The 21,729-nt window shown below is 38.2% G+C and carries 26 protein-coding genes and 1 pseudogene; 13 read left to right on the top strand and 14 right to left on the bottom strand.

What is annotated here, in order from left to right:
- Positions 1-55 precede the first annotated feature (55 nt).
- Positions 56-1,330: an ArsB/NhaD family transporter gene (locus tag RQ359_RS01600; protein WP_156016225.1), complete on the bottom strand. Its 1,275-nt coding sequence runs from the start codon at positions 1,328-1,330 to the stop codon at positions 56-58.
- 37 nt (positions 1,331-1,367) lie between these two features.
- Positions 1,368-2,204 carry a DMT family transporter gene (locus tag RQ359_RS01595; protein ID WP_156016226.1) on the bottom strand — a complete coding sequence of 279 codons (837 nt, stop codon included), beginning with the start codon at positions 2,202-2,204 and terminating at the stop codon, positions 1,368-1,370.
- A 230-nt stretch (positions 2,205-2,434) separates the two neighbouring features.
- Between RQ359_RS01595 and RQ359_RS01590 the strand changes: the two genes are divergently transcribed.
- From RQ359_RS01590 to RQ359_RS01545, 10 genes are all read left to right on the top strand, one after another.
- The gene (locus tag RQ359_RS01590; protein WP_156016227.1) at positions 2,435-3,439 is read left to right on the top strand and encodes a precorrin-8X methylmutase; all 1,005 of its coding nucleotides are present in this window, start codon (positions 2,435-2,437) and stop codon (positions 3,437-3,439) included.
- Positions 3,432-4,178: a precorrin-3B C(17)-methyltransferase gene (locus tag RQ359_RS01585; protein ID WP_156016228.1), complete on the top strand. Its 747-nt coding sequence runs from the start codon at positions 3,432-3,434 to the stop codon at positions 4,176-4,178. The genes RQ359_RS01590 and RQ359_RS01585 overlap by 8 nt, the downstream gene beginning before the upstream one ends.
- Before the next feature lie 9 nt (positions 4,179-4,187).
- Positions 4,188-5,246 carry a cobalt-precorrin-5B (C(1))-methyltransferase CbiD gene (gene cbiD, locus RQ359_RS01580; RefSeq protein WP_156016229.1) on the top strand — a complete coding sequence of 353 codons (1,059 nt, stop codon included), beginning with the start codon at positions 4,188-4,190 and terminating at the stop codon, positions 5,244-5,246.
- Entirely contained in the window at positions 5,212-5,805 is a 594-nt protein-coding gene (cbiT, locus tag RQ359_RS01575) for a precorrin-6Y C5,15-methyltransferase (decarboxylating) subunit CbiT (protein WP_156016230.1), read from the top strand. Before cbiD ends, cbiT begins: the two co-directional genes overlap by 35 nt.
- Positions 5,802-6,452 (top strand): cobalt-factor II C(20)-methyltransferase, encoded by a 651-nt coding sequence (locus RQ359_RS01570; protein WP_156016231.1) that lies wholly within the window; start codon positions 5,802-5,804, stop codon positions 6,450-6,452. Before cbiT ends, RQ359_RS01570 begins: the two co-directional genes overlap by 4 nt.
- Before the next feature lies 1 nt (position 6,453).
- Positions 6,454-7,257: a precorrin-4 C(11)-methyltransferase gene (cobM, locus tag RQ359_RS01565; protein WP_156016232.1), complete on the top strand. Its 804-nt coding sequence runs from the start codon at positions 6,454-6,456 to the stop codon at positions 7,255-7,257.
- Positions 7,258-7,260: 3 nt separating this feature from the next.
- Positions 7,261-8,223 carry a cobalt-precorrin 5A hydrolase gene (gene cbiG, locus RQ359_RS01560; RefSeq protein ID WP_054838043.1) on the top strand — a complete coding sequence of 321 codons (963 nt, stop codon included), beginning with the start codon at positions 7,261-7,263 and terminating at the stop codon, positions 8,221-8,223.
- A 1-nt stretch (position 8,224) separates the two neighbouring features.
- A complete protein-coding gene (gene cbiE / locus RQ359_RS01555; RefSeq protein ID WP_156016233.1) occupies positions 8,225-8,887 on the top strand; it encodes a precorrin-6y C5,15-methyltransferase (decarboxylating) subunit CbiE in 663 nt (220 codons plus the stop codon).
- A complete protein-coding gene (locus RQ359_RS01550; RefSeq protein WP_156016234.1) occupies positions 8,868-9,584 on the top strand; it encodes a transglutaminase-like domain-containing protein in 717 nt (238 codons plus the stop codon). The genes cbiE and RQ359_RS01550 overlap by 20 nt, the downstream gene beginning before the upstream one ends.
- 672 nt (positions 9,585-10,256) lie before the next feature.
- Complete coding sequence (locus RQ359_RS01545) at positions 10,257-11,096, top strand: undecaprenyl-diphosphate phosphatase (RefSeq protein WP_156016235.1); 840 nt, start codon at positions 10,257-10,259, stop codon at positions 11,094-11,096.
- A gap of 418 nt (positions 11,097-11,514) precedes the next feature.
- Here RQ359_RS01545 and RQ359_RS01540 read toward each other — a convergent pair whose 3' ends face one another.
- The gene (locus RQ359_RS01540; RefSeq protein ID WP_156016236.1) at positions 11,515-12,069 is read right to left on the bottom strand and encodes a hypothetical protein; all 555 of its coding nucleotides are present in this window, start codon (positions 12,067-12,069) and stop codon (positions 11,515-11,517) included.
- 83 nt (positions 12,070-12,152) lie between these two features.
- A complete protein-coding gene (locus tag RQ359_RS01535; protein ID WP_054838040.1) occupies positions 12,153-12,500 on the bottom strand; it encodes a helix-turn-helix domain-containing protein in 348 nt (115 codons plus the stop codon).
- A gap of 97 nt (positions 12,501-12,597) precedes the next feature.
- Here RQ359_RS01535 and RQ359_RS01530 point away from each other — a divergent pair, with 97 nt between their 5' ends.
- Positions 12,598-12,819, top strand: a complete 222-nt coding sequence (locus tag RQ359_RS01530) for a hypothetical protein (RefSeq protein ID WP_156016237.1) — start codon at positions 12,598-12,600, stop codon at positions 12,817-12,819.
- Here RQ359_RS01530 and RQ359_RS01525 read toward each other — a convergent pair.
- The 7 genes from RQ359_RS01525 to RQ359_RS01495 all read right to left on the bottom strand — a co-directional run bounded on the left by RQ359_RS01525 (position 12,791) and on the right by RQ359_RS01495 (position 17,048).
- Positions 12,791-13,684 (bottom strand): Mrp/NBP35 family ATP-binding protein, encoded by an 894-nt coding sequence (locus RQ359_RS01525; RefSeq protein ID WP_156016238.1) that lies wholly within the window; start codon positions 13,682-13,684, stop codon positions 12,791-12,793. The genes RQ359_RS01530 and RQ359_RS01525 overlap by 29 nt on opposite strands.
- A gap of 5 nt (positions 13,685-13,689) precedes the next feature.
- The gene (locus RQ359_RS01520; protein WP_054838064.1) at positions 13,690-14,247 is read right to left on the bottom strand and encodes an adenylate kinase family protein; all 558 of its coding nucleotides are present in this window, start codon (positions 14,245-14,247) and stop codon (positions 13,690-13,692) included.
- Positions 14,248-14,363: 116 nt separating this feature from the next.
- The gene (locus tag RQ359_RS01515) at positions 14,364-14,525 is read right to left on the bottom strand and encodes a hypothetical protein (protein ID WP_170267522.1); all 162 of its coding nucleotides are present in this window, start codon (positions 14,523-14,525) and stop codon (positions 14,364-14,366) included.
- Between the two features lie 3 nt (positions 14,526-14,528).
- The gene (locus tag RQ359_RS01510) at positions 14,529-15,086 is read right to left on the bottom strand and encodes a rhomboid family intramembrane serine protease (RefSeq protein ID WP_156016239.1); all 558 of its coding nucleotides are present in this window, start codon (positions 15,084-15,086) and stop codon (positions 14,529-14,531) included.
- Positions 15,087-15,090: 4 nt separating this feature from the next.
- Complete coding sequence (locus RQ359_RS01505) at positions 15,091-15,765, bottom strand: zinc metalloprotease (RefSeq protein ID WP_054838063.1); 675 nt, start codon at positions 15,763-15,765, stop codon at positions 15,091-15,093.
- Positions 15,766-15,782: 17 nt separating this feature from the next.
- Positions 15,783-16,412: a hypothetical protein gene (locus tag RQ359_RS01500; protein ID WP_054838038.1), complete on the bottom strand. Its 630-nt coding sequence runs from the start codon at positions 16,410-16,412 to the stop codon at positions 15,783-15,785.
- Positions 16,413-16,484: 72 nt separating this feature from the next.
- A complete protein-coding gene (locus RQ359_RS01495) occupies positions 16,485-17,048 on the bottom strand; it encodes a LysE family transporter (RefSeq protein WP_054838037.1) in 564 nt (187 codons plus the stop codon).
- A gap of 172 nt (positions 17,049-17,220) precedes the next feature.
- On the opposite strand from RQ359_RS01495, the gene cbp1 reads away from it, so the two are divergent.
- Positions 17,221-17,670, top strand: coding sequence for a CRISPR DNA repeat-binding protein Cbp1 (cbp1, locus tag RQ359_RS01490; RefSeq protein ID WP_156016240.1), 450 nt, complete (start codon positions 17,221-17,223; stop codon positions 17,668-17,670).
- On the opposite strand, the pseudogene RQ359_RS01485 reads toward cbp1, so the two are convergent.
- Positions 17,645-18,785 (bottom strand): annotated as a pseudogene (locus RQ359_RS01485) (tryptophan--tRNA ligase). The gene cbp1 and the pseudogene RQ359_RS01485 overlap by 26 nt on opposite strands.
- Before the next feature lie 58 nt (positions 18,786-18,843).
- Positions 18,844-19,479: a cell division protein CdvB1/B2 gene (cdvB1/B2, locus tag RQ359_RS01480; RefSeq protein ID WP_054838036.1), complete on the bottom strand. Its 636-nt coding sequence runs from the start codon at positions 19,477-19,479 to the stop codon at positions 18,844-18,846.
- A gap of 116 nt (positions 19,480-19,595) precedes the next feature.
- Here cdvB1/B2 and RQ359_RS01475 point away from each other — a divergent pair, with 116 nt between their 5' ends.
- Positions 19,596-19,859 (top strand): hypothetical protein, encoded by a 264-nt coding sequence (locus RQ359_RS01475; RefSeq protein ID WP_054838035.1) that lies wholly within the window; start codon positions 19,596-19,598, stop codon positions 19,857-19,859.
- Between the two features lie 198 nt (positions 19,860-20,057).
- On the opposite strand, the gene RQ359_RS01470 is transcribed toward RQ359_RS01475, so the two are convergent.
- Complete coding sequence (locus RQ359_RS01470; protein ID WP_156016242.1) at positions 20,058-21,698, bottom strand: cbb3-type cytochrome c oxidase subunit I; 1,641 nt, start codon at positions 21,696-21,698, stop codon at positions 20,058-20,060.
- Positions 21,699-21,729: the final 31 nt, after the last annotated feature.

The following is a 21,729-nucleotide window of genomic DNA, read 5'->3' as shown; positions in this document are numbered from 1 at the left end:
TAGATGTTTTCTCTCTCCTAATATTTTTATATAGTTGATATGGTTGTAAGATGTATCATAGAAATAAAATCCATAAGGAGAGAATAGTTGCCACTAGAACTATAGGCGTAGTTATCAGACCTAAGTAAACATAAATCCTTAGAGGTATCTTTACGCCGTGTTTTCTTTCTAAGGAATATATCCAGAGTAGAGTAGCCAAGGACCCTATAGGAGTGAACTTAGGTCCTATGTCATTGCTTATTACGTTTACTAAAGCTAAAAGGAAATGATTAGTAGAATGGGTAGAGTTTATAGCTAGAGAATTTATCATAACTGAAGGAAGATTGTTCATAAAGGCTGCGGTAAAGGCAAAAAGTAATCCTTCCATTATCACGTTAAATGGGGACGGAAGGCTAAACAAGGTAGAGTCAGTACTAGCTAAGAAATTAGTAACGCCTTGCTTCCCCATGCCGAAAACTACTATGTACATGCCCAAAGAGAAAAGCACAATCTGCCAAGGTGCCTCTCTTACAACCTTATATATATCTATTTTTTTCCTACGCTTAGCTATAATACCTAACAGGGTGGCCGCAGGAATGGCAACCATTGCAACTGGGATCTTGGCAAATGAAGTAAGAAAGTAAGCTAGAACTAATATTGCTATGAAAGGAAAGCCTAGCTTAACCAAAAGTTGATCATTGATTGTAGGTTGAAAACTAGGCAATTCTTGATTCTTATCGGTCTTTCTAACTAGAAGAAAATAATAAAGTATTACTGAGGTTATTACAGATATTATAAAAGGAAATATCATATATTCTGCATAAAGGAGAAATGAAATATCAAAATATGTAGCATCTATTATATTTACTAAGTTACTTATTATGAACGGGAGGCTTGCAGTATCTGCGACGAAACCTATTCCCATCATAAACACAATCTTAGAACGCTCATCAATGCTGCTCCTAGATATTATTGAAGTGGCTATTGGAGTCATGACTAACGCTGCTCCATCGTTTGCAAAGAGCGCGGAAACTACAGCGTCAAGCAAAAGCAAAAGAACGAAGGCTTTGCCTAACCTATTTCCTAATCCCAATATTTTGTACGCTATATAGTCGAAGAAACCTGCTTCATCCAATATTAAAGTCATAATTATTATAGCAACGAAAGTAAACGTAGCGTCCCACACTATATCGAAAACTAACACAACGTCGTGAATATTAGAAATACCCAGAATTAGAGTAAGGGCTCCACCAATTAGTGCTGAATACCCTATTGGAATTCCCTTGGGTTTAAAATTAACCAACAAAAGCGTAGCTACGAATATTAGAATTGCAATCAGTAACTTCAGCATCCATTTTCAACCTAAGATAAACACTTTTAACATTGTCTCAAAATGTATCTTTTCCTTTCGATAGGGATAAATACACACCAAATAAAGTAATAGCAGATCCAACGATTTCTAGAGAAGTAGGTAAATCACGAAGAATAATGAAAGTCATAAAATACGACGTTACTGGAACTAGCAGGGATGACGAGGAAGCAACCACACTACCCATTTCCTTAACCATGTTAAACCAGATAGTATATCCCACTACTTGAGCTAATATCGCCAAAGATATGAGCATTAGAAATGAAAATGGACTAACCTTGAAGTAAAAGTCAACTGGAGTGAAAGGGATCAATATAGGTATTGATATTAATGACATAAACGCATTGAGCTTTATAACGTCAGAATCGGGTATTTTCCTCGAGAAGAATACAGTTCCTCCAGCCCAAGTTAATCCTCCCACGAGAGCTATTATTTCACCTATTCCAAAGTTGGAAGAAGAAATTGAAACTAATACCCCTAAAAATCCTATTACAATTCCTATGACCGCCATCTTATTCAATCTAGTTCCTAACAGTTTCTCTAAAACTAGAACAAAAATAGGTTGAGTGTATATCATGACGGATGCTAGACCAGGATTAGATGACAAAGCCGTGCCGAAGTTCAACAAAAGCATGAAGAGGGCAACGTTAAGTATACCAACAATAAGCTCATTTTTACCACGTTGCATTTTTCCTCTTGTTATGGCCAGGAAAAATATGGAAGAAACTATTACTCTAGATAAGGATATTATCACAGGAGATGCATAAAACGCAGTGATCTTTATAAGAGGATAAGAAGAGCCCCAAACCAATGCCAATAGAACTACTAATCTTAGCCCTCTAGGTGTTACTGCCATCAAGGAAACAGAATTGCATAGTTAAAATGATTGTGTTTAGTCTTTATCGTAATTATTGAATGATCAGTTTTTAGTTATATAAAAATAAAATTATAAAATAATAAAAAAATAATTAAAAAGAACTCAGGGAAAATATCTATCAGATAATCGAAGTTTATCTTTTAATTAATATAAGGATATAGAACTTTCTCTGTCAATAACGCTTTTTAACCCAGTTAATCATCTAGCCTATGGATAGCTTATCCAACTACGCTGTTGTATTGATAGGTCATGGATCAAGGAGAAACACATACAATGAGGATATTGAAAGGATGGCTAGGTCCCTAGGAGTTGAGATGAAGGTTCCAGTTTATCTTTCATATAACGAATTCAACTCCCCCAACTGGAGAGACCTTTTACCAAAACTACTGGAGAAGGGCATTACTAACGTTATTTTTGGGCTAGTCTTCCTTGGGAGAGGAAATCACGTTTACCACGATATAATGGGAGAGATGGGAGCAACTAAGATTGGGGAATGGGAAGATGTTCATTACTCAGGTAAACGCATGAAGGTTTTCTTTACCGAAACTCTTGGTAGATCTCCGTTAGTTAAGATCGCCCTGAAGTATAGGTTGAGCAGGGCTATCGGTACACTACCAGGAATTGAGGATGTTCTTATGGACCCAGAAGCCATAGAGGACGGTTCAATAAGCAAGATATTGGAAAGGATTGACGAAAAGGACGACACAAAGAGGAAAATAATAGCCAAGGCAGTTTTCGCTGCAGGAAATCTGGAAGTTTCCAAATATATGTACATCTCTGACGATGCCATCCAATCTGGAATCGAGGCTTTGGCTTCTGGTACTTCTATTTTAGCTGACGTAAAAATGGTTAGCGCTGGAATAAGATGGAAAAACGTTCGTTGCCTCATTGACGATCCATACGTCATAAAGAGTGCAAAGGAAAAGGGAGTCACAAGAGCATCAGAGGCTATAAGGAAGGGGCTTGAAGAACCTAGCATAGTTGTAGTAGGAAACGCTCCAACAGCCTTAGCTGAGGCTTTACAAATGGCTAAAGAGGGACGTGACGTACCATTGATAATAGCTACGCCTCCTGGCTTCACTAATGCTGTGGAGGTTAAGGAAAAACTGGTTAGGTCCGGAATACCAAGCATAGTGTTAAGGGGAACAATGGGAGGTAGCGGGATAGCTGCATCCATAACCAACGAAATAGTGAGGATGAGCAGAAATGGGTAACGGAAGTATTTTTGTGGTAGGGCTGGGCCCAGGTAGCAAGGAGTATAGGACAATAAGGGCACAGCAAGCCTTAGAGGAGGCCGACGTGATCGTGGGCTATAATACTTACCTCAAGATAATCAGAGATGTAACTGAGGGAAAGGAAGTAATAGGAGCAAAAATGAAGGAGGAACTTTTCAGGGCAAGAATCACAATTGAGAAAGCTCTAGAAGGGAAGAAAGTGGCTTTAGTATCAAGCGGTGACCCTCAAGTTTACGGAATGGCCAGCTTACTTCTGGACATGATGGCGAAACATGGATATGACATACCAGTAGAGATTATTCCTGGGGTCACCGCGGCTTTAGCCGTATCATCTAAATTGGGTAGTCCTCTCTCGCTAGATTATGCTTCAATTAGCCTAAGCGACTTGCTCATTCCTAGGGACGAGATATTAAATAGAGTAAGGAAAGCCGCAGAAGGTGACTTCGTTATTGTTCTCTATAATCCAATCAGCAAACCTCTGCTTGAAGCCTCCATGGATATCATAAGGGAGATTAGAAAGAATCCCACACCTGTAGGAATAGTTGATCATGCGTTCAGGGAGGATGAGAAGGTCATTATTACAGATACTGAAGAGTGGAAGAAGTTTGAAAACGTAATAGGCATGGTTACTACAATAGTCGCAGGAAACTCTAAGACGTATGTAACTGGGAATAAGATGATAACCCCAAGAGGATACGAAAGAAAGTACAGTTACTAGGCGATCCAATTGTTAGATACGCTAAAGCGTTTTGGCATAACCACTGGAGGGGCAGCTGCTGCTGCCGCCAAGGCAGCGACGCTATTCATGATGGGTATAAAATGTGATCGCGTTGTCGTACCCACCCCAGTAGGTTTGAGGATAGAGGTTCCCATAGATTCCTTTGAAGAAAAGGGAAAGGAGTTCTGCGCGACCGTGAAGAAATTTGCTGGCGATAATCCGGATGTCTTGGACGGAATAGAAATAGTAGCTTGTGTATCTTCTTCAGAGGTGTTCACGTTGGAGGGAGGAGAGGGTGTGGGCGTGGTAACAAGACCAGGACTGAGAGTAAAGGAAGGTGATAAGGCGATAAATCCCATGTCAAGAAAAATGATAGCTGAAGCCGTAAGCGAAGCTTATCCTGATATGAAACTGAAGGTTAGAATAGAAGTCCCCCGCGGAAGGGAAATCGCATCAGACACTATGAATAAGGTAGTCGGAATAGAGGGAGGGATATCAATTCTTGGGACTACCGGTGTTGAGTATCCGGTTAGTGATGAGGATTACATTGAGCACATAAAGTGTGAGCTTGATGCCCTGAGATCTTCCTTTACTTCCGTGGCTCTGGCTCTCGGAAATACTGCGTTCTCCTTTGCTAAATCCAAAGGGGAGAACGTTGTAAAGATAGGGGATAGGGTTGGAGATTCCCTCGAACTAGCCTGCGAGAAGGGATTTTCCCACATATCCCTTTATGGAATGCCCGCTAAGCTTATGAAAGTAGCAGCGGGAATTATGAATACACATAACAAATTCGGAGACGCCAGAATTGAAACAATGGTTTTTCTTGCCTTCCTGGCTGGCGTAGATAATGAGACAATCCTTAAGATAGCTAATTCCTACTCCGTTGAGGAGGGTTTCCATTATATGGGAGATATGAAGTTTAAGGTGGCTAAATTGTTAGCAGAAAGAGTTATTTTCAGAATAAAAAATATTAAAAATATAAGAAATAATATTCAAGAAAAGAAATTAAGTCTTAAAGTTGTGGTGGTAGGATATGAGGGAGAGGAGCTTGCAGAGATGGGCATTTGAAACTCCTGGAATACCTGATTCCCTTTTTGTAAGGGATGAGGAAGTACCGATGACCAAAGAAGAAGTGAGGGCTATGGTTATCTCTAAGCTAAGACTAAGGGAGGGACAAGATGTCTTAGACGTGGGATGTGGAACCGGAAGCGTAACGGTGGAAATGGCACTAGTAACTGGATATGCAGTTGGAATAGACGAAAATGAAAAAGCCATAGAGCTAACCAAGACTAACGCTGATAATTTTAAAGTAAATATAAAACTAATTCAAGGTCACGCACCAGATGTCATGAGGGACTTAGATAAATTTGATAGAATATTCATAGGTGGCGGATCAGATATGCTAGAATCAATCTTAGAAGAATCCATGATGCACCTAAAGGAGGGAGGAAGAATAGTGTTAGATGCAATCCAGCTTGAGACCGCAACTAGAGCTATTTCTATAATGTCAACCAAAATGGATGTTGAAGTGACCCAAATCACTATTTCGAAGGGAATGAGAACGAAGACTGGAACTGCAATGTTAGCTAGAAACCCCGTCTTCATAATATCGGGTGAACTGAAATGAAACTAAACGTAATAGGCTTAGGTCCAGGCAGCCCCGACTTGCTAACAGTAAGAGCTGTAAATAGAATAGCTGAATCAAGAGTGGTTTTCGTGCCTTATTCTAGTAGTACCGGTAGAAGCTTAGCCATGGAGGTGGTTAGGGAATACGTTAAGGGTAAGATTGTGGAAGTAGGGTTCCCCATGGGAGAGCATGTGGATGAAACTACGCTCCAGGGACTTGGAGAGAAAATTTGCCTTGAGGCAGAAGATCCTTCAGCTTTCGTTACCCTAGGAGATCCGGTTCTATACAGCACCTTCTATAGGGTCAAGAAATTCCTAAATTGCTTTAGCGAATATGAAATAGTCCCTGGCGTTTCATCAATTACGGCTTGCGCTTGTAGAGCTGACATCAACTTAGCCAGTGAAAAGGAAGCCATAGCTATTATCCCGTCATCCAGAAGAGATCTACTTGAAGCTGCAAAGAACTCTTTTGAAACGATAGTTGTGATAAAAGGTAGCTCTGGACTTGAGGAAGCTTCACAAATATTGAAAGAGTATGACATTACCTATGCAAGACGATGCTTCATGAAAGAGGAGAAGATAGAGACATGGAAGGGAAAAAGTGACAGAGACTATTTCTCTATGTTGATTGCAAGAAGGGGTGAATGATATGTCATTTCAGGTGACTAAAGGTAAAGTTTACTTCATCGGTTCCGGTCCAGGTGATCCTGACTTAATAACTGTAAAGGCAATGAAGGTAATACAGCAGGCCGACGTAATATTGTATGCTGGTTCTTTAGTTAACCCTCTAATAATTGAAAGATACGCCAGAAAGGATGTCGAGGTTCATGACACTTCTCCTCTGACCCTTTCTCAAATAGTAGAGATCATGGTTAAGTCTTCCACAGAGGGAAAGACAGTTGCAAGGATGAAGTCTGGGGATTCAGGAATTTACGGCGCCCTGATGGAGGAAATGTGGGGATTGCAAGTAGCAGGCGTTCCTTTTGAAGTAATTCCAGGGATAACTGCTGCGATAGCTGCAGCGTCGGTGATTCCGATAGAGTTAACTGTTCCTAAGCTAGGTCAGACTGTCATAATAACCAGAGCGTCTCTCAGGGTTCCAATGAAGGGATCTTTGAAGGATATGGCCAAACATGCGAATAACGGTGCTACGTTAGTGATATACACAGCAATACACGTAATCGAGAGAGTGATAAATGAACTAAAGGAGGGAGGACTCTCTGACGATACTCCAGCCATCGTAGTTTACAGAGCAACGTGGCCCAATCAAAAGATTATAAAAGGAAAACTATCTGACATAGCCTTAAAGGTGCATGAGGCTAAAATATACAGAGATTCTGTGATTATAGTTGGACCTGCGGCTAACGAGGATGAAGTAAAGCAGTACGTTAGGTCAAGTGTTTATGATCCATCATTCAACCATTCATATAGACCTTGGAAGGTGGAGGAATAGAACTTGATCGAGAACTTATGGAGAGGAGTCGCAATAATATATACAAAAACGGGAGAGGAAACTGCAAAGAAAATAGAAAATTGGATAGAATCCGAAAAAGAAGTGCCTGCGATATCCTTTACGTATTCTTCTACAGACTTAAGCTACATCTGGTCTTGTTATGACGCAATAATTTTTGTAATGGCAATTGAGGGTGTAGTTAGAAGCGTATGTAAGCTAGCGTCATCCAAAGACAAGGATCCTCCTGTTATAGCTGTAGATGACGCCGGGAACTTTGTGACTCCGATTCTAGGCGGACATTGGGGGGCAAATGAGATTGCCAAAGAAATTTCTTCTATATTAGGTGGAAAACCTATAATAACTACAGCATCAGAAATATTTGGAAAGGATAGCGTGGAATCGATAGCTAGAAGATTAATAGCTAAGATAGTTAATCCTGAGGCTATAGTCAAGATTAATTCTGCGATCCTAAGAGGAGAGGAAATATGCACTGATGGGTTTTCAATCCAAGGAATGAGAGAAGGTAAAGATTGCAAATATATTATAACCACGTCGAATTTCCAAGACCCCAACAAAGTAGTCCTTAAATTGAGACTACTGCCTTTACATGTAGGTATAGGGTCTAAAAGGGAAGTTGACGTAAACCTGATTTATTCTGGACTTATGGAAGCATTATCAAAAATGAACATAGAGCCTAGTAGGATATCCTCAATTTCCTCCGTTAGGGAAGAAGTAGGTAAGATAGCTGAGATGTTGAAAGTTAAGTTCATCCTTTATAATTTAGAGGAAATAAGAATCTTCTCGAACCCTTGTTTAACTCCTCAGAGCGAAAAGTTAAAGGAGGTTGGAGTTAAAGGAGTTGCCGAGGTATGTGCTCTCATGTCTTCGGGTCTGAATCCCAGACTTGTGTTGAGGAAAGTTAAGCTGAGTAAATCTGCTACCATAGCAATAGCAACCGGTGAGTAACTTGATAATCATAGGAGTTGGACCGGGAGACCCTGACCTAATAAGCGTGAAGGGAAAGAGGGCGATAGAGGAGTGCCAAGTTATTGTCGGATGGGGTTCAGTGATAGATAGATTCAACGACATAATAGGTAGAAAGGAGGTAATCAAACTTTCATATAAAAAGGAGTCTGAGGGCTTAGAGAAAGCATCAAAGCTAGAGAAACAAGGAATCAAGGTATGCGTGCTTGATCATGGAGATCCAGGCGTTTCAGATTGGCAGTTCATAGACAAACTTAGATTGTATTTCGAGAAAGTTTCTATAATTCCAGGAATCTCGGTGGTTAATGCCGCATTAGATGAGCTAGGGGAAGACCTTGGTAGAAACTGCTTTGTAACGCTTCATGTAAGAGGAGAAATCGACAAGTTCCTGAAAGATATAATTAATTGCTTGGAAATGGAAAGGGGAGTACTAGTTAATCCAGAACCATACCCTGACGGTCCTCAAAGGGTTGCAAAGTTTCTCTTAAATAACAACATAAATGCTAAAATAATAGTTTTAGAGAACCTAACTTTATCAACTTTTTCTAGAAGCGAGTTCACCTCAACTAGCTTGTCAACGTCAGATAGGAAGTTCAGCGATCTCTCGATTATGCACGTGAAGAGAATTGATAGAAATAAAAGTTAATTCTACTATCAAGATAGGCGGTAAAAGGGTAAAAGGAAGCTTATTGATAACTCCCCATAAAACCCAGGAGATTAAGGACTTAGAGATTGATTATCCTAAATTCCTTAAAGTTGAGAGACGGACAGACAGGATGTGGAATGAGTTCTTAGATATCGAAATGAAAGACAAGGTTGAAGCTGAAATTACGATCTCTTATTCCCTCTATAGGAGACCAATAGGTGACATTAGTGGAGAGGACTTTCTCAGCGAGTCAAGGTACATTAAGTTCAAAGATATACCTAATTTAGAAGGTGAAAATTTAACAAAAGTGAGGAATGCCCTAATGATTATAAAGGGAAAAATGAAATATGACAAGGAGAAGGCCAAGGTAAAAAGTGCTAGTTCATCGTTGAGGCTTGGCTATGGAGTCTGTGTAAACTTCTCCCACGCTTTCATAGCAATGATGAGAAAGAATGGAATTCCAGCAAGAATTGTAGTGGGAATACCTCCAGGCATTTACGATGCGGCTCATGCTTGGGTTCAAGTAAAGTTAGACAAACATTGGATAGATGTTGATCCTACTGTAGGAATAGTTACACGATTTTTGCCTTATGCACCGTGGGGCATAGGAGAGGATGAATCTGAGGTTAAGTCAAAAATCATAGGTATAAATCCTCATATTTTCGAAAAACATATAACTAAAATAATTAACAAGTAATAATATAATATTTGTAACCTTAGATCTTCCTGAGTTGAAAAATGCTTTTGGATTTAGTAGCTAGATCTCCTTTATCTCTGCTCTTAGGTACAGCTTTATTTTGGACTGCCATTGTGGAGCACTATCTTCGGAATCATATCTAATTTCAAGGGAAGAAAGGTAGTATACGGTTATTGAGACTCTTTTGCTATCCATAGATCAGTTTTATGTGTCTTCTCAGTGAAGGTACACGAGCTTATACTTATTCACATGATATTTGGAAGGAATAGAGGGAGATTTCGTCATGTATCCTATAGTCTTGGGTGAGTTCGCCAATAGAAAGGATAAAGAAAATTACTAGCTTTCAAAGTAGTATTTCTGAACCCATAGGAAGCGTTACGAGTATATTGACCTTAGTTATCTTACTTATCCTTAGGTATAAGAAATAATATATCTTTAACAATAGTTCCGTACCAACTTTGTTCATAGTTCCTGAAATTAAGCCAGGTAAGTTTGGAAGATAGCTCTAACGAAGACCTCTGGTTTAATATAGAAAGTCCGCAACGAATTGGATCTTTCAGATATTAAGTTGGCTATATAAATAACATAGGGATTTATGACATTATATTTCTATATAGGATATATATCTGTTATCTACTAATATTTAAATTAATAATTTGTTATATGAGTTGCATGAATCCTCTGATTCTGGGCTTGGTCCTTGGCGTAGTCCAAGGAATAAGTGAATGGGTACCTATAAGTAGTAAAACGCAAATTTTACTTGTATCCTCTTTCATTTTAGGTCTAGGATTCGCCTCCGGCTACGCTTTCGGCTTGTTCATGGAAATAGGAACGCTCGCTGCGGCTATTATCTATTTCAGGAGGGAGCTTTACGGTGTGATTCTGGCAATTTTTAGAAAAGGAACAAGGGAGGATGAGATACTCTTGAAATATTTGATCATATCTACAATTATCACGGGTTTAATGGGAGTTCCAATTTATTTGTTTATAGTAAACCTAGTTAAAGGACCCATAGTTGGAATTCCAATGATGATGCTGGGCTTTGTTCTTATTGTTGATGGAATTACGATATATTTTACTAGAAAGTCATATATACTGAAAAAGGAACTGTTCCAACTTACGTGGAAGGATTACGTTATAGTTGGCTTGGCACAAGGTTTAGCGGCACTCCCTGGAGTTAGCAGATCTGGGATGACTACCTCTGCTCTGATTTTGTTGGGCGTTAAGCCGCAAGAGGCTTTCAGGCTGTCCTTCTTGGCACTAATACCTGCATCAATTGGTGCAATAGGCGTCACACTACTGTTTTCTAGACATGCTATAGAGAGTACCTTGGGTTTGATAAGTTATGATGCTCTAGGCATTTCCATCTTGGTAGCTACGCTAGTAAGTTTAGTTCTAATAGAAAGTTTACTGAAGTTTGCTAGAAGCAACAAGATACTTTTATTGGTTTTCACTCTTGGAATTCTAGCCATCATAAGTGGTTCAATAAGTTCAATAACAGGATTTGGGTAATATGAAGTTTCAATTAATCTTTTTATAAAAATTATCTTTTTATTAATTAAAAATATTACTATAATAATTACAGCTAACTCTAAAATTATAACTGGCCTATAAAAGAAGTTCAAACTAACGTTTACGGTCATGGTTATGGGAGAAATACCTTAGGTCTATCAATGTACAGTTCTTCAAATTGACAAGCCACGATCTAGCTATAATAAGAAATTCTATGAAGAAATGCAGCTAGGACAACAAGAAATAATAATATAGGATAATAAATGTAAATTATTCACTTCCTCGCAATTTCTAAGATGGTATTATCTCCGTATAAAGATTACTTTTTAAATATTAGATTCAAAAATTTTCAAAGATAGGTTACGCGTTAACGATCAATTAGTTAATTTTAAAAAACGTGGTTTATTTACACTTAACTTTACCAATAATACGAAATTCTGCTGCTCTTCTGTCCCTGCTTAAATGCTGTATACGAAATCACGAATCCTATTCCGAAGGCTATAAGGAGAATTACTATTACATCTAAAACTGAGAAGTCACTGGAATCTATTGATCTCCTTATATCTTTCCAAGATGACATAAAGCCTGAAATGTAATCCCATGCATCAAATATCGTTACAAAAGCATCATAGCCTGCCACTAGACCTGCTATCCAATTATGAGAACCCCTAAATGCCATTATGCTGGTCAATGTTGCTATTATACCCCATATTATAAACGTTAGACCAAAGAAAAGAAAGTTAAAAGATAAAATAAAGTAAAAGGTGGATAACGAAATATAGCCTAAATATCCTAAAAAGAAGGACACTAGAGCAGAGGCCACATAAGACATCGGCAATAAACCTCCAAAAATATAAAACAACTCTCCAATTCCCCTCCTAGTGGGAAATATTTGGCCTGCATTGTAACTATTCCATATGGAGAATACTAAATCTAGCACTATAAAAAGAAAGTAAATTATCTCCCCTAACATGTGGTCAATTTATGGGGAGAGAAATAAAAAATTATTGGAAATTCTCTTTTATTCGTCTTAATTACTAAAGAGAGTTTAACTTCCTAAACCGAGGATACTATCTCTTGTAGGTCTTGGCAAAGTTCTGCGGCCTTTTTGGATAGCTTGTTGCGTAATTCTGGCTTATTTACGGAATATACGAACTTAGGTCTACCTCCTTTGTTAACTGGACTCTTCTGTTTCTCTATTAATCCGGCGTCAGACAACTTCTTTAGTATAAGACTAGCTCTACTTTTACTTATCCCTAAATCACTAGATATAGAATCTACATCCTTGCCTTCTGCACTTTTCACTATTCTAAGGAACGCATCAACGTCAGCTTCAGAAAGTGCATAGGCCACAATCAAGAATCTTTTTAATAAAAAGCTTTTTTCATTAATTTCATAATTCATTAAACTTTCACCTATGTTAATTAAGTTTTTTTTAAGTTTTTAAATTTTCCGCTAAAAACTCCTTAAACTTATAAACTGTATGGCTTGATTTAAGTTTGTGGACCAGAAAGCCATGGTTGAAGAGGAAATAATTACTCTTCTGAAAGAAGGAAGTTTAACATCGACCGAAATAATGGAGAAAGTAATAAGAAAAGGGATAGACGCTACAGCTGAGGACATTAGGCAAGTGCTAGCTGATATGGTAAGAGAGGGAAAGGTAAATAAAAAAGTTGATTATGATAAAAAGAAATTTATTTTTTATCTGAACGTAGAGAGTTAACTATAGCGTCTGCTATTTTAAGAAACTCCTTTGATGCTGGACTTTCAGGATGAGACAGGAAGAATGGTTCGCCTGCGTCGTTAGCTTGAGCTATAGAAGGTTCTAAGGGAACTTGACCCAATAGAGGAACTCCCATTTCATCTGCCATCTTCTTCCCCTTACCTTCGCCGAAAATGTAGTAAGGTTTGTTATCTGAAGGACACATGAAATAGCTCATATTTTCAACTACGCCGATAATCTTGGTTTTCACAGCTTTAGTGAAATTTATGGATTTCTTTACAGCAAGAGTAGAGACCTCAGATGGGATAGTTACTATGACAAATCCGTCTAAAGTAGGAAGTAATTGTGTAATTGAAAGTGCTTCGTCTCCAGTGCCTGGTGGCATATCGATGAGAAGAAAGTCTAAGTCTCCCCATATCACATCTCCTAGAAACTGCTTAATTGCGGTATGCTTAATAGCTCCTCTCCATACCACTGGAGTATCATCCCTTGGTAGGAGAAAGTCAATTGAAACTACTTTTATCCCGAACGGGCCGGTAACCGGATTTATTCCATTATCATCGGCAGTAAGGAATTGACCCCTAACCCCTAACATTTTAGGCACCGAAGGACCGTGAAAATCAATGTCTACAATACCTACCTTATTGCCTGAAGCAGCTATTGCCATTGCCAAGTTAGAGGAAACGAAAGACTTACCTACTCCACCTTTTCCGCTCAAAATAGCTATCTTATATTTTATTTGTTTCATCTTTGCTTCAATTTTTGGGTCAGATTGTTGTATTGAAGGCGGGGATTTCCTAAGATCCTTGGGTTGTCTAGCTGGCTTCGGAGAGGCTATTCTGAATGGGTTATTTCCTTCGCTCATAACATTTAATGTTCTGAATATCTGCTAATAACATTATCTAAGAAAGAAAGAAATTCTTCCATACCATCATAAGACAGCCAATCCACCTTGTCCATGCACTTCCTTGAAATAACCAAATTAGCAGTTTCTTCTACGTTTAATTTAGTAACGTCTATCTCACAGACGTTAACGAACGTATCCCAAGCTTCTGAAGCTACATAACCGATAGCTTCAGACATAGCGTTTTCAGCTGACTTAAGCTCGCTCCATCCTCTATTTATAAGTTCTTTATATAGGATTCTGGGGTCCTTACGTAGAAGAACCACCAGATCAGGATTTTCTATCACTGATGGATAAATAGTTTCTACTATAACGTTCCCTTTCTTTAGTTCGTCCCTCAATGCGTCAACAAGTCTATCCTCGTCTATTACATAACTTTTCCTAAGCTCGTCGTAGTCCGTATAGAGCTTCCTTTCAATCACAAATTGGGAAACAGATAATATACTTAAAGATAACTTCTCACTCAGTACTTTAGCCAAAGTAGACTTTCCAGTCCCTGGCGTGCCCGTAATGACCAGTAACATTTGGAGAAATATACACTTGAAACTGAAAAGGTGATTGGTAAAAAGTATCATTTATCATGTCATTATATTTCCTAAAAATAGTATAATACTGTGTGTATATATATTATCATCTATTTTCATCTAATAGTAAGTAAAGCCTCTACTAAGAAGAGAGCAGCGGAAGTACCTATAATACTCAGTTTGGTCTTAAGGGAACCGTCGCCTTTCATTATCTCGTAAATTCCATATGGGAACATGAGTAAACCTATGACTAGAAGAATTTCCTCAAGGAGTAGCATAACCTAATATTTGCCCGATTTGCTTTTAAGAGATATACCTCCCGCTATGGTAATTCCGCTTAGAATTCCGCCTATATGCGCTGCCACATCTACGTTGGACAAGAATACGTCACTGAGAAGAAAAACCACGAGCAAGTAGAGTAGACCGTAAATACCTAGCTCCCGTTCTTTTACGAAGTCGTAGAAAACGTAGAATGATAGGATAGCAAAGATTCCCCCTGACGCACCTGCAGACAAGGTTATGAGAGGGTAAAAGAAAAGGGAAAATACATTCCCTATTATCCCTCCTGCTAGGAAAACTAATAATTCAAGCCTTCCTGCCTTGTTTCTGAAGAGAAGGTAAATTACATACATTGATATTGAATTAAAAGCAAAATCAGCAAAACTATTTGTAACAAAAATGGACGTGATTACTTCATAAAAGAAACCGTGAAAGACTAAATAATTGAATTGCTCACTATAAAGCAAATAGTATGGGTTTATTAAATATTCTATCTCACCTAATATAAATCCTATAACTATTAATGATATTATTAAAAAAGAATAATTCAACTTCCCCATTTAATCACACTATTATATGGTAAAAAGGCACAATAAAAGTCAGCACTAGTGAAGGTATGAGTAATGCTAGCCATACCTTGAAGTTCCACCTTATAACCTTTAGACCGTCTAAGACCCAAAATGGGATAAGGTTAAAGAATGCTACATAGGCGTTAAAGTTTGCAAGCTCAAGGAAAAAGTAGCCTAAGATTATTTGAGGTACTGGCGATGTAATTAAAGGTGGTACTAGGTAATACATTACCTCCGAAATTACGGCGATTACCAGATTTGTGGCTGGACCTGCGGCTGCGGTTTTCCCCTGAATTGCGTTATCAAAATTGCCTCCAAATATACAGTTAATTCCAGTATAACCAGAGAAAAATACTAAAAATCCGAGAAAATGGTTCAAGAGATTTATTATGAGAGTTGCCAGAAAACCCCTAAAGCTGAGTATAAAACGGGATCTACACCCAAACCTTCTAGCCATTTGTCTATGAGCCAACTCATGAGGAATTACAGCAAGAACAGCTACAGCTATAGATATAAGTGCCAGAATACCTGCAAATAAAAGTCCATAATAAGGTATGGAAAAAAGGAAATTCACTATAAACGCAACAGCTAAAGATAAGGAAGCTAAGAACAAGGCTAATAATTCGTTAATATTAGCATAATGATATTCCATTTCCTTTAATTTTACCATTAGATTATCAAAGAAGCTCAACTATAGTCGCCTTCTATTAGGCTCTTCATTTTATTTGGTATTAATTCGTTACTTATATAATCAACCTTTGGCGTGTCCACTTCCCAGATCAAGGACTTAGCCTCAGTTTTAGAGAACATGAAACTTGATCCGTTCATTCTAACTATACCTTCTATTACATTATTATACACCTTTTTGAATGCGTTGAATGTATCAAAGACAACAAACATATAAGGAAAAGTCATCACGATACTACTGCAGTCATACTTGACATTGTTTGAAAGAATAGTCTTCGCTAGTTCACCGAAGAATTCAGGGTAGACGAAACGTAACTCCCCCACACTGCCTAGTCCAGTCACAGTCATTATCACATGGGTTGATTTAACTGCATCAGTAATCCACAGATCAATCACCTTAGTTACGTTACATTTGTTTTGATTTTCCTTCATAGAAACTAAGTAGCTAGAAGATATTCTGGATCCGCTCTCGTTAAAGTCAGCTATTACTTCGCTCAACATAGACGGAGAAATTCCACTACCTTCGCATTGCTCAACTAATTCCCTAGATAATGTCACCAATCGCCCATCTTTGGTAAGGAATCGCCTCCCATAAGGCTGCAGGATATCCAAGGAGGCTTCAAATCTCATAAAAGAAAGTTGTTTAATCAAAAATTTAAAAACTTTTTGGAGGCAGGAGCTCAAATATTATTTAATATTCTGTCAAAAAACTTGAGTTAGACCGCTATATATTATAAATAATGCAAAGACAAATATAACAAGAAAGGAGGCTATTTTAATGTATTTGGAATATCTGTATCCTAGATAGTTAACTAATCTTGGAAATGTCAATATCCAAATCAAAATCCCTAGAAAGAAACCTGGAGCTATCAGAAGCGAGAATTGAGTCAACATGAAAATTCCCACTGTTAGCCACCAAAGTATTTGAAAGGGATTGGTTATACCAACGCTTAACCCTATGAAATAGTTTCCCTTCTTAGAGGTAGGAACCATTGTGGATTTTAGAACACCGTAAGATAAGTAAAGCATGTATCCTCCTCCAATTAAATATAAGGCAATTAGAACCGGCTTAGGAATTATACCTTTTATAAAAAAAGTAATTAAAAAGAAAATAAAATCCGCAGTCATAGCTCCCGCTCCCACGCTAGTGCCATGAAGAGGAGACTTAAGCGAAGAATTTGCTATTAAAGCGTTCATCGGACCTGGTGGAGCAGCTATGGAAAGGCCTAGAATCACGCCCACCGGTAAATAAAGAAGTCCATACATGTCTTCATGTCTTGTACTAATGGTTTGATTTTTATGTTTTGCTTTAGCCTAGCGTTTGGCGTTAACTGTGTTAACGTAGTAATAGGAAACCTTCAGAAATAAGCTAATATGATACTGAGTGTTAAAAACATTTGGGAAAAGTTTTAAAGCCGTATGAAACTACAATACTATTATGTCTGAAGGGGAGTTGAAAGAAAAAATAAAGAAGATGTACGATGAGGGCAAAAGCATTAGACAAATAGCATCAGAGCTAGGAATGACTTACTCTAAGGTAAGGAGGATGTTACTAGAACAAAACGTTAAGTTTAGGGGTAGGGTTGCCGAGGAAGTAGTAAAGGAGATATTAGAGAGAGGCAAAAAAGGTGAGAGTGCAAACAAGATAAGTAAGGAGATGAATATGAATTTCAATACTGTATTAAGAATACTTAGGAAATATAACTTGGTAAAGAGAAAGAGGAAGTTAACCCCAGATGAAACTCTGAAGATAAAGAACGACTTCCAAAAAGGAAAGTCGATATATCAAATAGCTAAAGAAATGAAAATTTCCACTAATTTGGTAGTATATTATCTAAAGAAATACAATGTATATAGGCCTTCTACTCGTGAAGTTTCTCCCACATAGATCTTGCTAACTTTCCATCATACTTGAACGTATTTACTAAATCCTTGGCTTCATCCCTCTTTCTTCTATGATCTTCTAGGAAGTCATTTAACTTGTCCACAAGTAGTTGCTTCAATTCCCCTGAAAGTATCTTACCTGACTTATAGTCTTCCCTTATTTCCTCTATTCTATTATCATCCTCTTCAAAGAAGTAATATAACCACTGAAATGGAACGTCTATTTCGGGGTTGCCTCCTAGTCTTCTATGCAACTCCACCGTCGGCTGACCGCCTGAAAAAGCATACTTCATTACTTTCCTTTTAACAGTGTCCTTATCGTCGGTAAGGTAAATTGCGCTCTCCGGCGAAGAAGAGCTCATCTTACCCTCCACGCCCGTAATAGGCGGCAAGAACTTGCTGTGTATTTGAGAAGCCTTAAAGAAGCCTAAGGATTCAGCTATATCCCTTTGTAATCTCCAATATGGATCTTGATCTATCCCCGCTGGAATGAGGCATCTCTTCCTTTCAAACATAGTAGGAACTATCTGAAGTGCTGGATAGAATATTATGCCTATATTGGATGATACGTCTAGGCCAAACGTCGCCTTTACCTCGGAGAAGGTCATCTTCTTAGCTATCTTTACTGCCAAAGGGTACATGTTCCTTATGTATTCCGTATCTTGAAATATGAAAGTTCTATTCGGATCAAATCCTACAGCAATTATATCCAGAATATTTTCGTAAGCCCATTTCCTAGTATCATCAAGGGAATATTCAGGATTCCTCATGAACTTCTCATCGTCCGTTATTTCAATGTACAAGTTTACCTTGAACTTCTCCTGGAGCCACTTAGTGAAAATAAAAGGTATCAAGTGTCCTATATGCATGCCCAATGATGGGGGCCCTTCCAGTGTAAAGGAAGAATCCCTTTCCCTCCTCATAATCCTTTAACACAGACTCTAGATCTCTATGTGAAAAGAAAATCTTCCTTCTAAGCATAACATGAAGATCACCTGCATCTCTCCTTATTCTTTCCCTAAGTTCATCGGTGATAGGTTGAGTCCCAAATTGCACAATAAGCTTATCATAATCAACTTTCCCTTTCACTTCCCAAGGATTAACAGTAAAATCTTGCATAAAGAAAATGAAGAAATAAGAAGCTAAAAAGGTAAAGTAAAATATAGGAAAGAAGGGATCAGGCCTTTTGCCTTGCGGCAAGAGGTAGGCCTGAAGAGGGAAGGTCTGGGAACTGCTCCTTCATTTTCTGTTCCGCTACAGCTGTAGCTTCCTCTAGAATCTTCCTCGCCTCTGGAGATTCTGCGGCACCGTATGAGGAACCACCCATGAACTCTCCAGATTCCATTACAACCTCCTGTAGCCCGTCTCCTAACTCTGACAGTTCTAAAGATATCTCAGGCATTACACCCTTAAGGGATGTTCTCAACTGATTAACCACACCTACTACTGGCATTAGGTTAACGAATACATCGCCTATCTCACTCACAGTTTCCATTCTTAATTTGACCTGCTCTAGAGCTATCTGCGTCACAAGTAACTGCTTAGTTGCCTTCCTTATCTCAGCAACTTCGTTAGCATACATTGCTGCTCTAGCAGTGTCCTTACTCATCTGAGCCTCAATTACCCTTTCAAATAAAGCTCTGTCTCTTTCCTGCATTCTAGATATGTGAGCATCTAATCTACTTATCATTGCACTGAGTTTATACTGAGAGTGAATGAGGGCATACTTCAATGGCTCCTTAAGCTTATAATTTTTACCTGAGAAGCTTGAATCTGTATCTCCCCATATCTTTTGGAAATCCTTTCCAAACATCTTATATTATATGTTCTACAGTTAGTTTTTTAAAGCAAGAGGGATAGTCGCAGGTATTTTCTTATGAGAAATTACCTAGTCATGTTTTAATAGTAGATTAATGTAAAAGTAATATTATGAGTTCCCCTTTCGAGATAAATGATGATCCAGAAGTTGACATTTTGAGAAGAGGGAATAACGTCGAGATTTTTCTTGATTTACGTTTCAGAGATCTAAAGTTAGAGGAGTTAGATGTACGTTGTGATTCTAGCTCAATCTACGTTTATGATAGATTATCTAACAATGTAGTAAAGATTATTACTTTACCTTTTAAGATGTCCAAAGATATAGAAAAGAATATAAAAAATGGAATAATAATTGTAATAGGTAGATTATTATAAAATAATTTCACTTGTTTAAAAAATTTTTAAAAGTACATAATTTACGGTATATTTATGATGATCTCGGATCGACGGATCGATGACGAGGGTCTTGAGTGCTGATCACTAAGCTAATTGATAGAAAAATCTCTTCCCTTCATGAACAAGTTACAAACCGAGTAGAACAACAGATAAATAGGAAAAATTTAAAAAAGAAAATTATGCATCCTGCTTTTTGGAATGTATAAAGTGTATGTTAAGCTTTTTCACTAAGTTTGCTGGAGAAGATACCAATTGACGCATATCTATCTTATCGGGTGCTTTGAAAGACATTGCGACAGTGTTTATTACTTGAGGTAGTTCCTGTCCTTCCAATTCCACTGGCTTCCCTTTTACTAAGGTCAGTACAAGGTTAATTAACCATCCTATTGTTGCCACATCAGCTATCACTGCACCTACTGTGGATAGTACTTCTCCAAAGATATAGACTGGTATTAATGGGAATATTAGCTCTTTCCTTACCAGACCTCCAATTCCAACCATACTGAATCCAACTATTATCATCACTGTTCCTAGCATATAACCTGCGTAGTGTATCCACGCTGTCTTGTTAGAGTACCACATTCTACCAGTCATCATAGGTATCATGTAATATAGAACTGCAAAACCTGCTGGAACTATAGCCCAATATATCATTTGATGGAAGTGACTTACAATAAACTCTGTCTCATGTTCTACTGCATCGTCTGCTAATATTGAATTAAATATTCCAAGTACACCTCCAGCTATAGACCCGGCCCACGCTGTTGCTGTCCATAGAGCTATTATGTTAAGTTTTATTGTAGAACCTTTAACTGTAGCCCATAAGTTGAAGAACGTCATCATGGTTGGTATGACTACTCCTAGAGTAATGGCTTCTACAACCAGCTTTAATGCTAAAGGTAGATCTGCCATATATATGTGATGTATTCCTATCCCTCCAGCAGAGAATACTAGATATAGTAAGGCAGATAATCTTCCTGCCCTCTCACTGTATAATGGTTTCCCTGATAGAGTAGGTATTAGTAAATATAAAGATGCAACTGCAGGGAACCATGTTATGTAAACTATTGCGTGCCACAGATCTCCGAATGCTACTTGATTTGCTATTACATCCATCCCAGTTATCCCGTAGAAAGTGGTTAAGTCCCATACGTTAGCTACAACTTCTCCAGCATATCCTATCTGTATTAGGAGCATTATCATTAAACCATATGTTAAGAATACTGGAAGTTTTTCCTTCATTGTTTTTGTGGCTTGATAGAAATGATAAATTAGATAACCGCTAGTCATGTAGGTTCCAATGTCCATCAGCATCCAGGCCCAATACCAGGTTGAACTTGCAACATACAAAGAATAACCTGGAAGCCCTAGAGGAGCTAGATAGTACCAACCCGTAGCTCCGAAGTAGTTATCAAAACCAGGTTGATTGGTCAATATTATCGGTCCCTCGAAGAGCATGAAAGATATGTTGAATAGTATGAAGCCTATGTTAAAGAACCACTTTGCTCTAGGCTCTACTTTCAGCATCTTGAAGGTGAAGTAGAAGAATACTGCAAATATTAGTTGTTGGGCGAATCCAAACAAGTCACGTATTCCGTGTAGCGTTATACTTCCTTCGTACTCCTGAGGGCTCAGGGGAAGATACTGGAATAGAGCCCATGAAGCTTCCTCTATTCTCACCATTAGAGCGTCAATTATTCCTAGAATTCCCCAAATTAGAGATAGCACTATCATAGCCATTGTTACACGAGTTACCCAGTCTTTGTCGAGCAGGAATATCGATGATACCAGTTTAACTAGAGGATTACTTTTTTCCATGAGTGAGTAATTTTACCGTCATAAAGTTAAG

Origin of the sequence: Sulfuracidifex metallicus DSM 6482 = JCM 9184, assembly GCA_032834875.1 — an archaeon.
GTDB lineage: Archaea > Thermoproteota > Thermoprotei_A > Sulfolobales > Sulfolobaceae > Sulfuracidifex > Sulfuracidifex metallicus.
Note: the sequence above shows the minus strand (reverse complement) of the source record. Positions and strands in the feature narration are given on the sequence as shown.

Bases quoted from the DNA above. Each gene is read 5' to 3' on its own strand.
- RQ359_RS01500 (WP_054838038.1), bottom strand. From the start codon at position 16,412: ATGAGATTTGAAGCCTCCTTGGATATCCTGCAGCCTTATGGGAGGCGA.
- RQ359_RS01545 (WP_156016235.1), top strand. From the start codon at position 10,257: ATGAATCCTCTGATTCTGGGCTTGGTCCTTGGCGTAGTCCAAGGAATA.
- RQ359_RS01570 (WP_156016231.1), top strand. From the start codon at position 5,802: ATGAAACTAAACGTAATAGGCTTAGGTCCAGGCAGCCCCGACTTGCTA.
- RQ359_RS01600 (WP_156016225.1), bottom strand. From the start codon at position 1,330: ATGCTGAAGTTACTGATTGCAATTCTAATATTCGTAGCTACGCTTTTG.
- RQ359_RS01535 (WP_054838040.1), bottom strand. From the start codon at position 12,500: ATGAATTATGAAATTAATGAAAAAAGCTTTTTATTAAAAAGATTCTTG.
- RQ359_RS01505 (WP_054838063.1), bottom strand. From the start codon at position 15,765: ATGGTAAAATTAAAGGAAATGGAATATCATTATGCTAATATTAACGAA.
- cbiT (WP_156016230.1), top strand. From the start codon at position 5,212: ATGAGGGAGAGGAGCTTGCAGAGATGGGCATTTGAAACTCCTGGAATA.
- RQ359_RS01590 (WP_156016227.1), top strand. From the start codon at position 2,435: ATGGATAGCTTATCCAACTACGCTGTTGTATTGATAGGTCATGGATCA.
- RQ359_RS01540 (WP_156016236.1), bottom strand. From the start codon at position 12,069: ATGTTAGGGGAGATAATTTACTTTCTTTTTATAGTGCTAGATTTAGTA.
- cobM (WP_156016232.1), top strand. From the start codon at position 6,454: ATGTCATTTCAGGTGACTAAAGGTAAAGTTTACTTCATCGGTTCCGGT.
- RQ359_RS01510 (WP_156016239.1), bottom strand. From the start codon at position 15,086: ATGGGGAAGTTGAATTATTCTTTTTTAATAATATCATTAATAGTTATA.
- RQ359_RS01585 (WP_156016228.1), top strand. From the start codon at position 3,432: ATGGGTAACGGAAGTATTTTTGTGGTAGGGCTGGGCCCAGGTAGCAAG.
- RQ359_RS01515 (WP_170267522.1), bottom strand. From the start codon at position 14,525: ATGCTACTCCTTGAGGAAATTCTTCTAGTCATAGGTTTACTCATGTTC.
- RQ359_RS01520 (WP_054838064.1), bottom strand. From the start codon at position 14,247: ATGTTACTGGTCATTACGGGCACGCCAGGGACTGGAAAGTCTACTTTG.
- RQ359_RS01525 (WP_156016238.1), bottom strand. From the start codon at position 13,684: ATGAGCGAAGGAAATAACCCATTCAGAATAGCCTCTCCGAAGCCAGCT.
- cdvB1/B2 (WP_054838036.1), bottom strand. From the start codon at position 19,479: ATGTTTGGAAAGGATTTCCAAAAGATATGGGGAGATACAGATTCAAGC.
- RQ359_RS01495 (WP_054838037.1), bottom strand. From the start codon at position 17,048: ATGTATGGACTTCTTTATTTACCGGTGGGCGTGATTCTAGGCCTTTCC.
- RQ359_RS01475 (WP_054838035.1), top strand. From the start codon at position 19,596: ATGAGTTCCCCTTTCGAGATAAATGATGATCCAGAAGTTGACATTTTG.
- RQ359_RS01595 (WP_156016226.1), bottom strand. From the start codon at position 2,204: ATGGCAGTAACACCTAGAGGGCTAAGATTAGTAGTTCTATTGGCATTG.
- RQ359_RS01470 (WP_156016242.1), bottom strand. From the start codon at position 21,698: ATGGAAAAAAGTAATCCTCTAGTTAAACTGGTATCATCGATATTCCTG.
- cbp1 (WP_156016240.1), top strand. From the start codon at position 17,221: ATGTCTGAAGGGGAGTTGAAAGAAAAAATAAAGAAGATGTACGATGAG.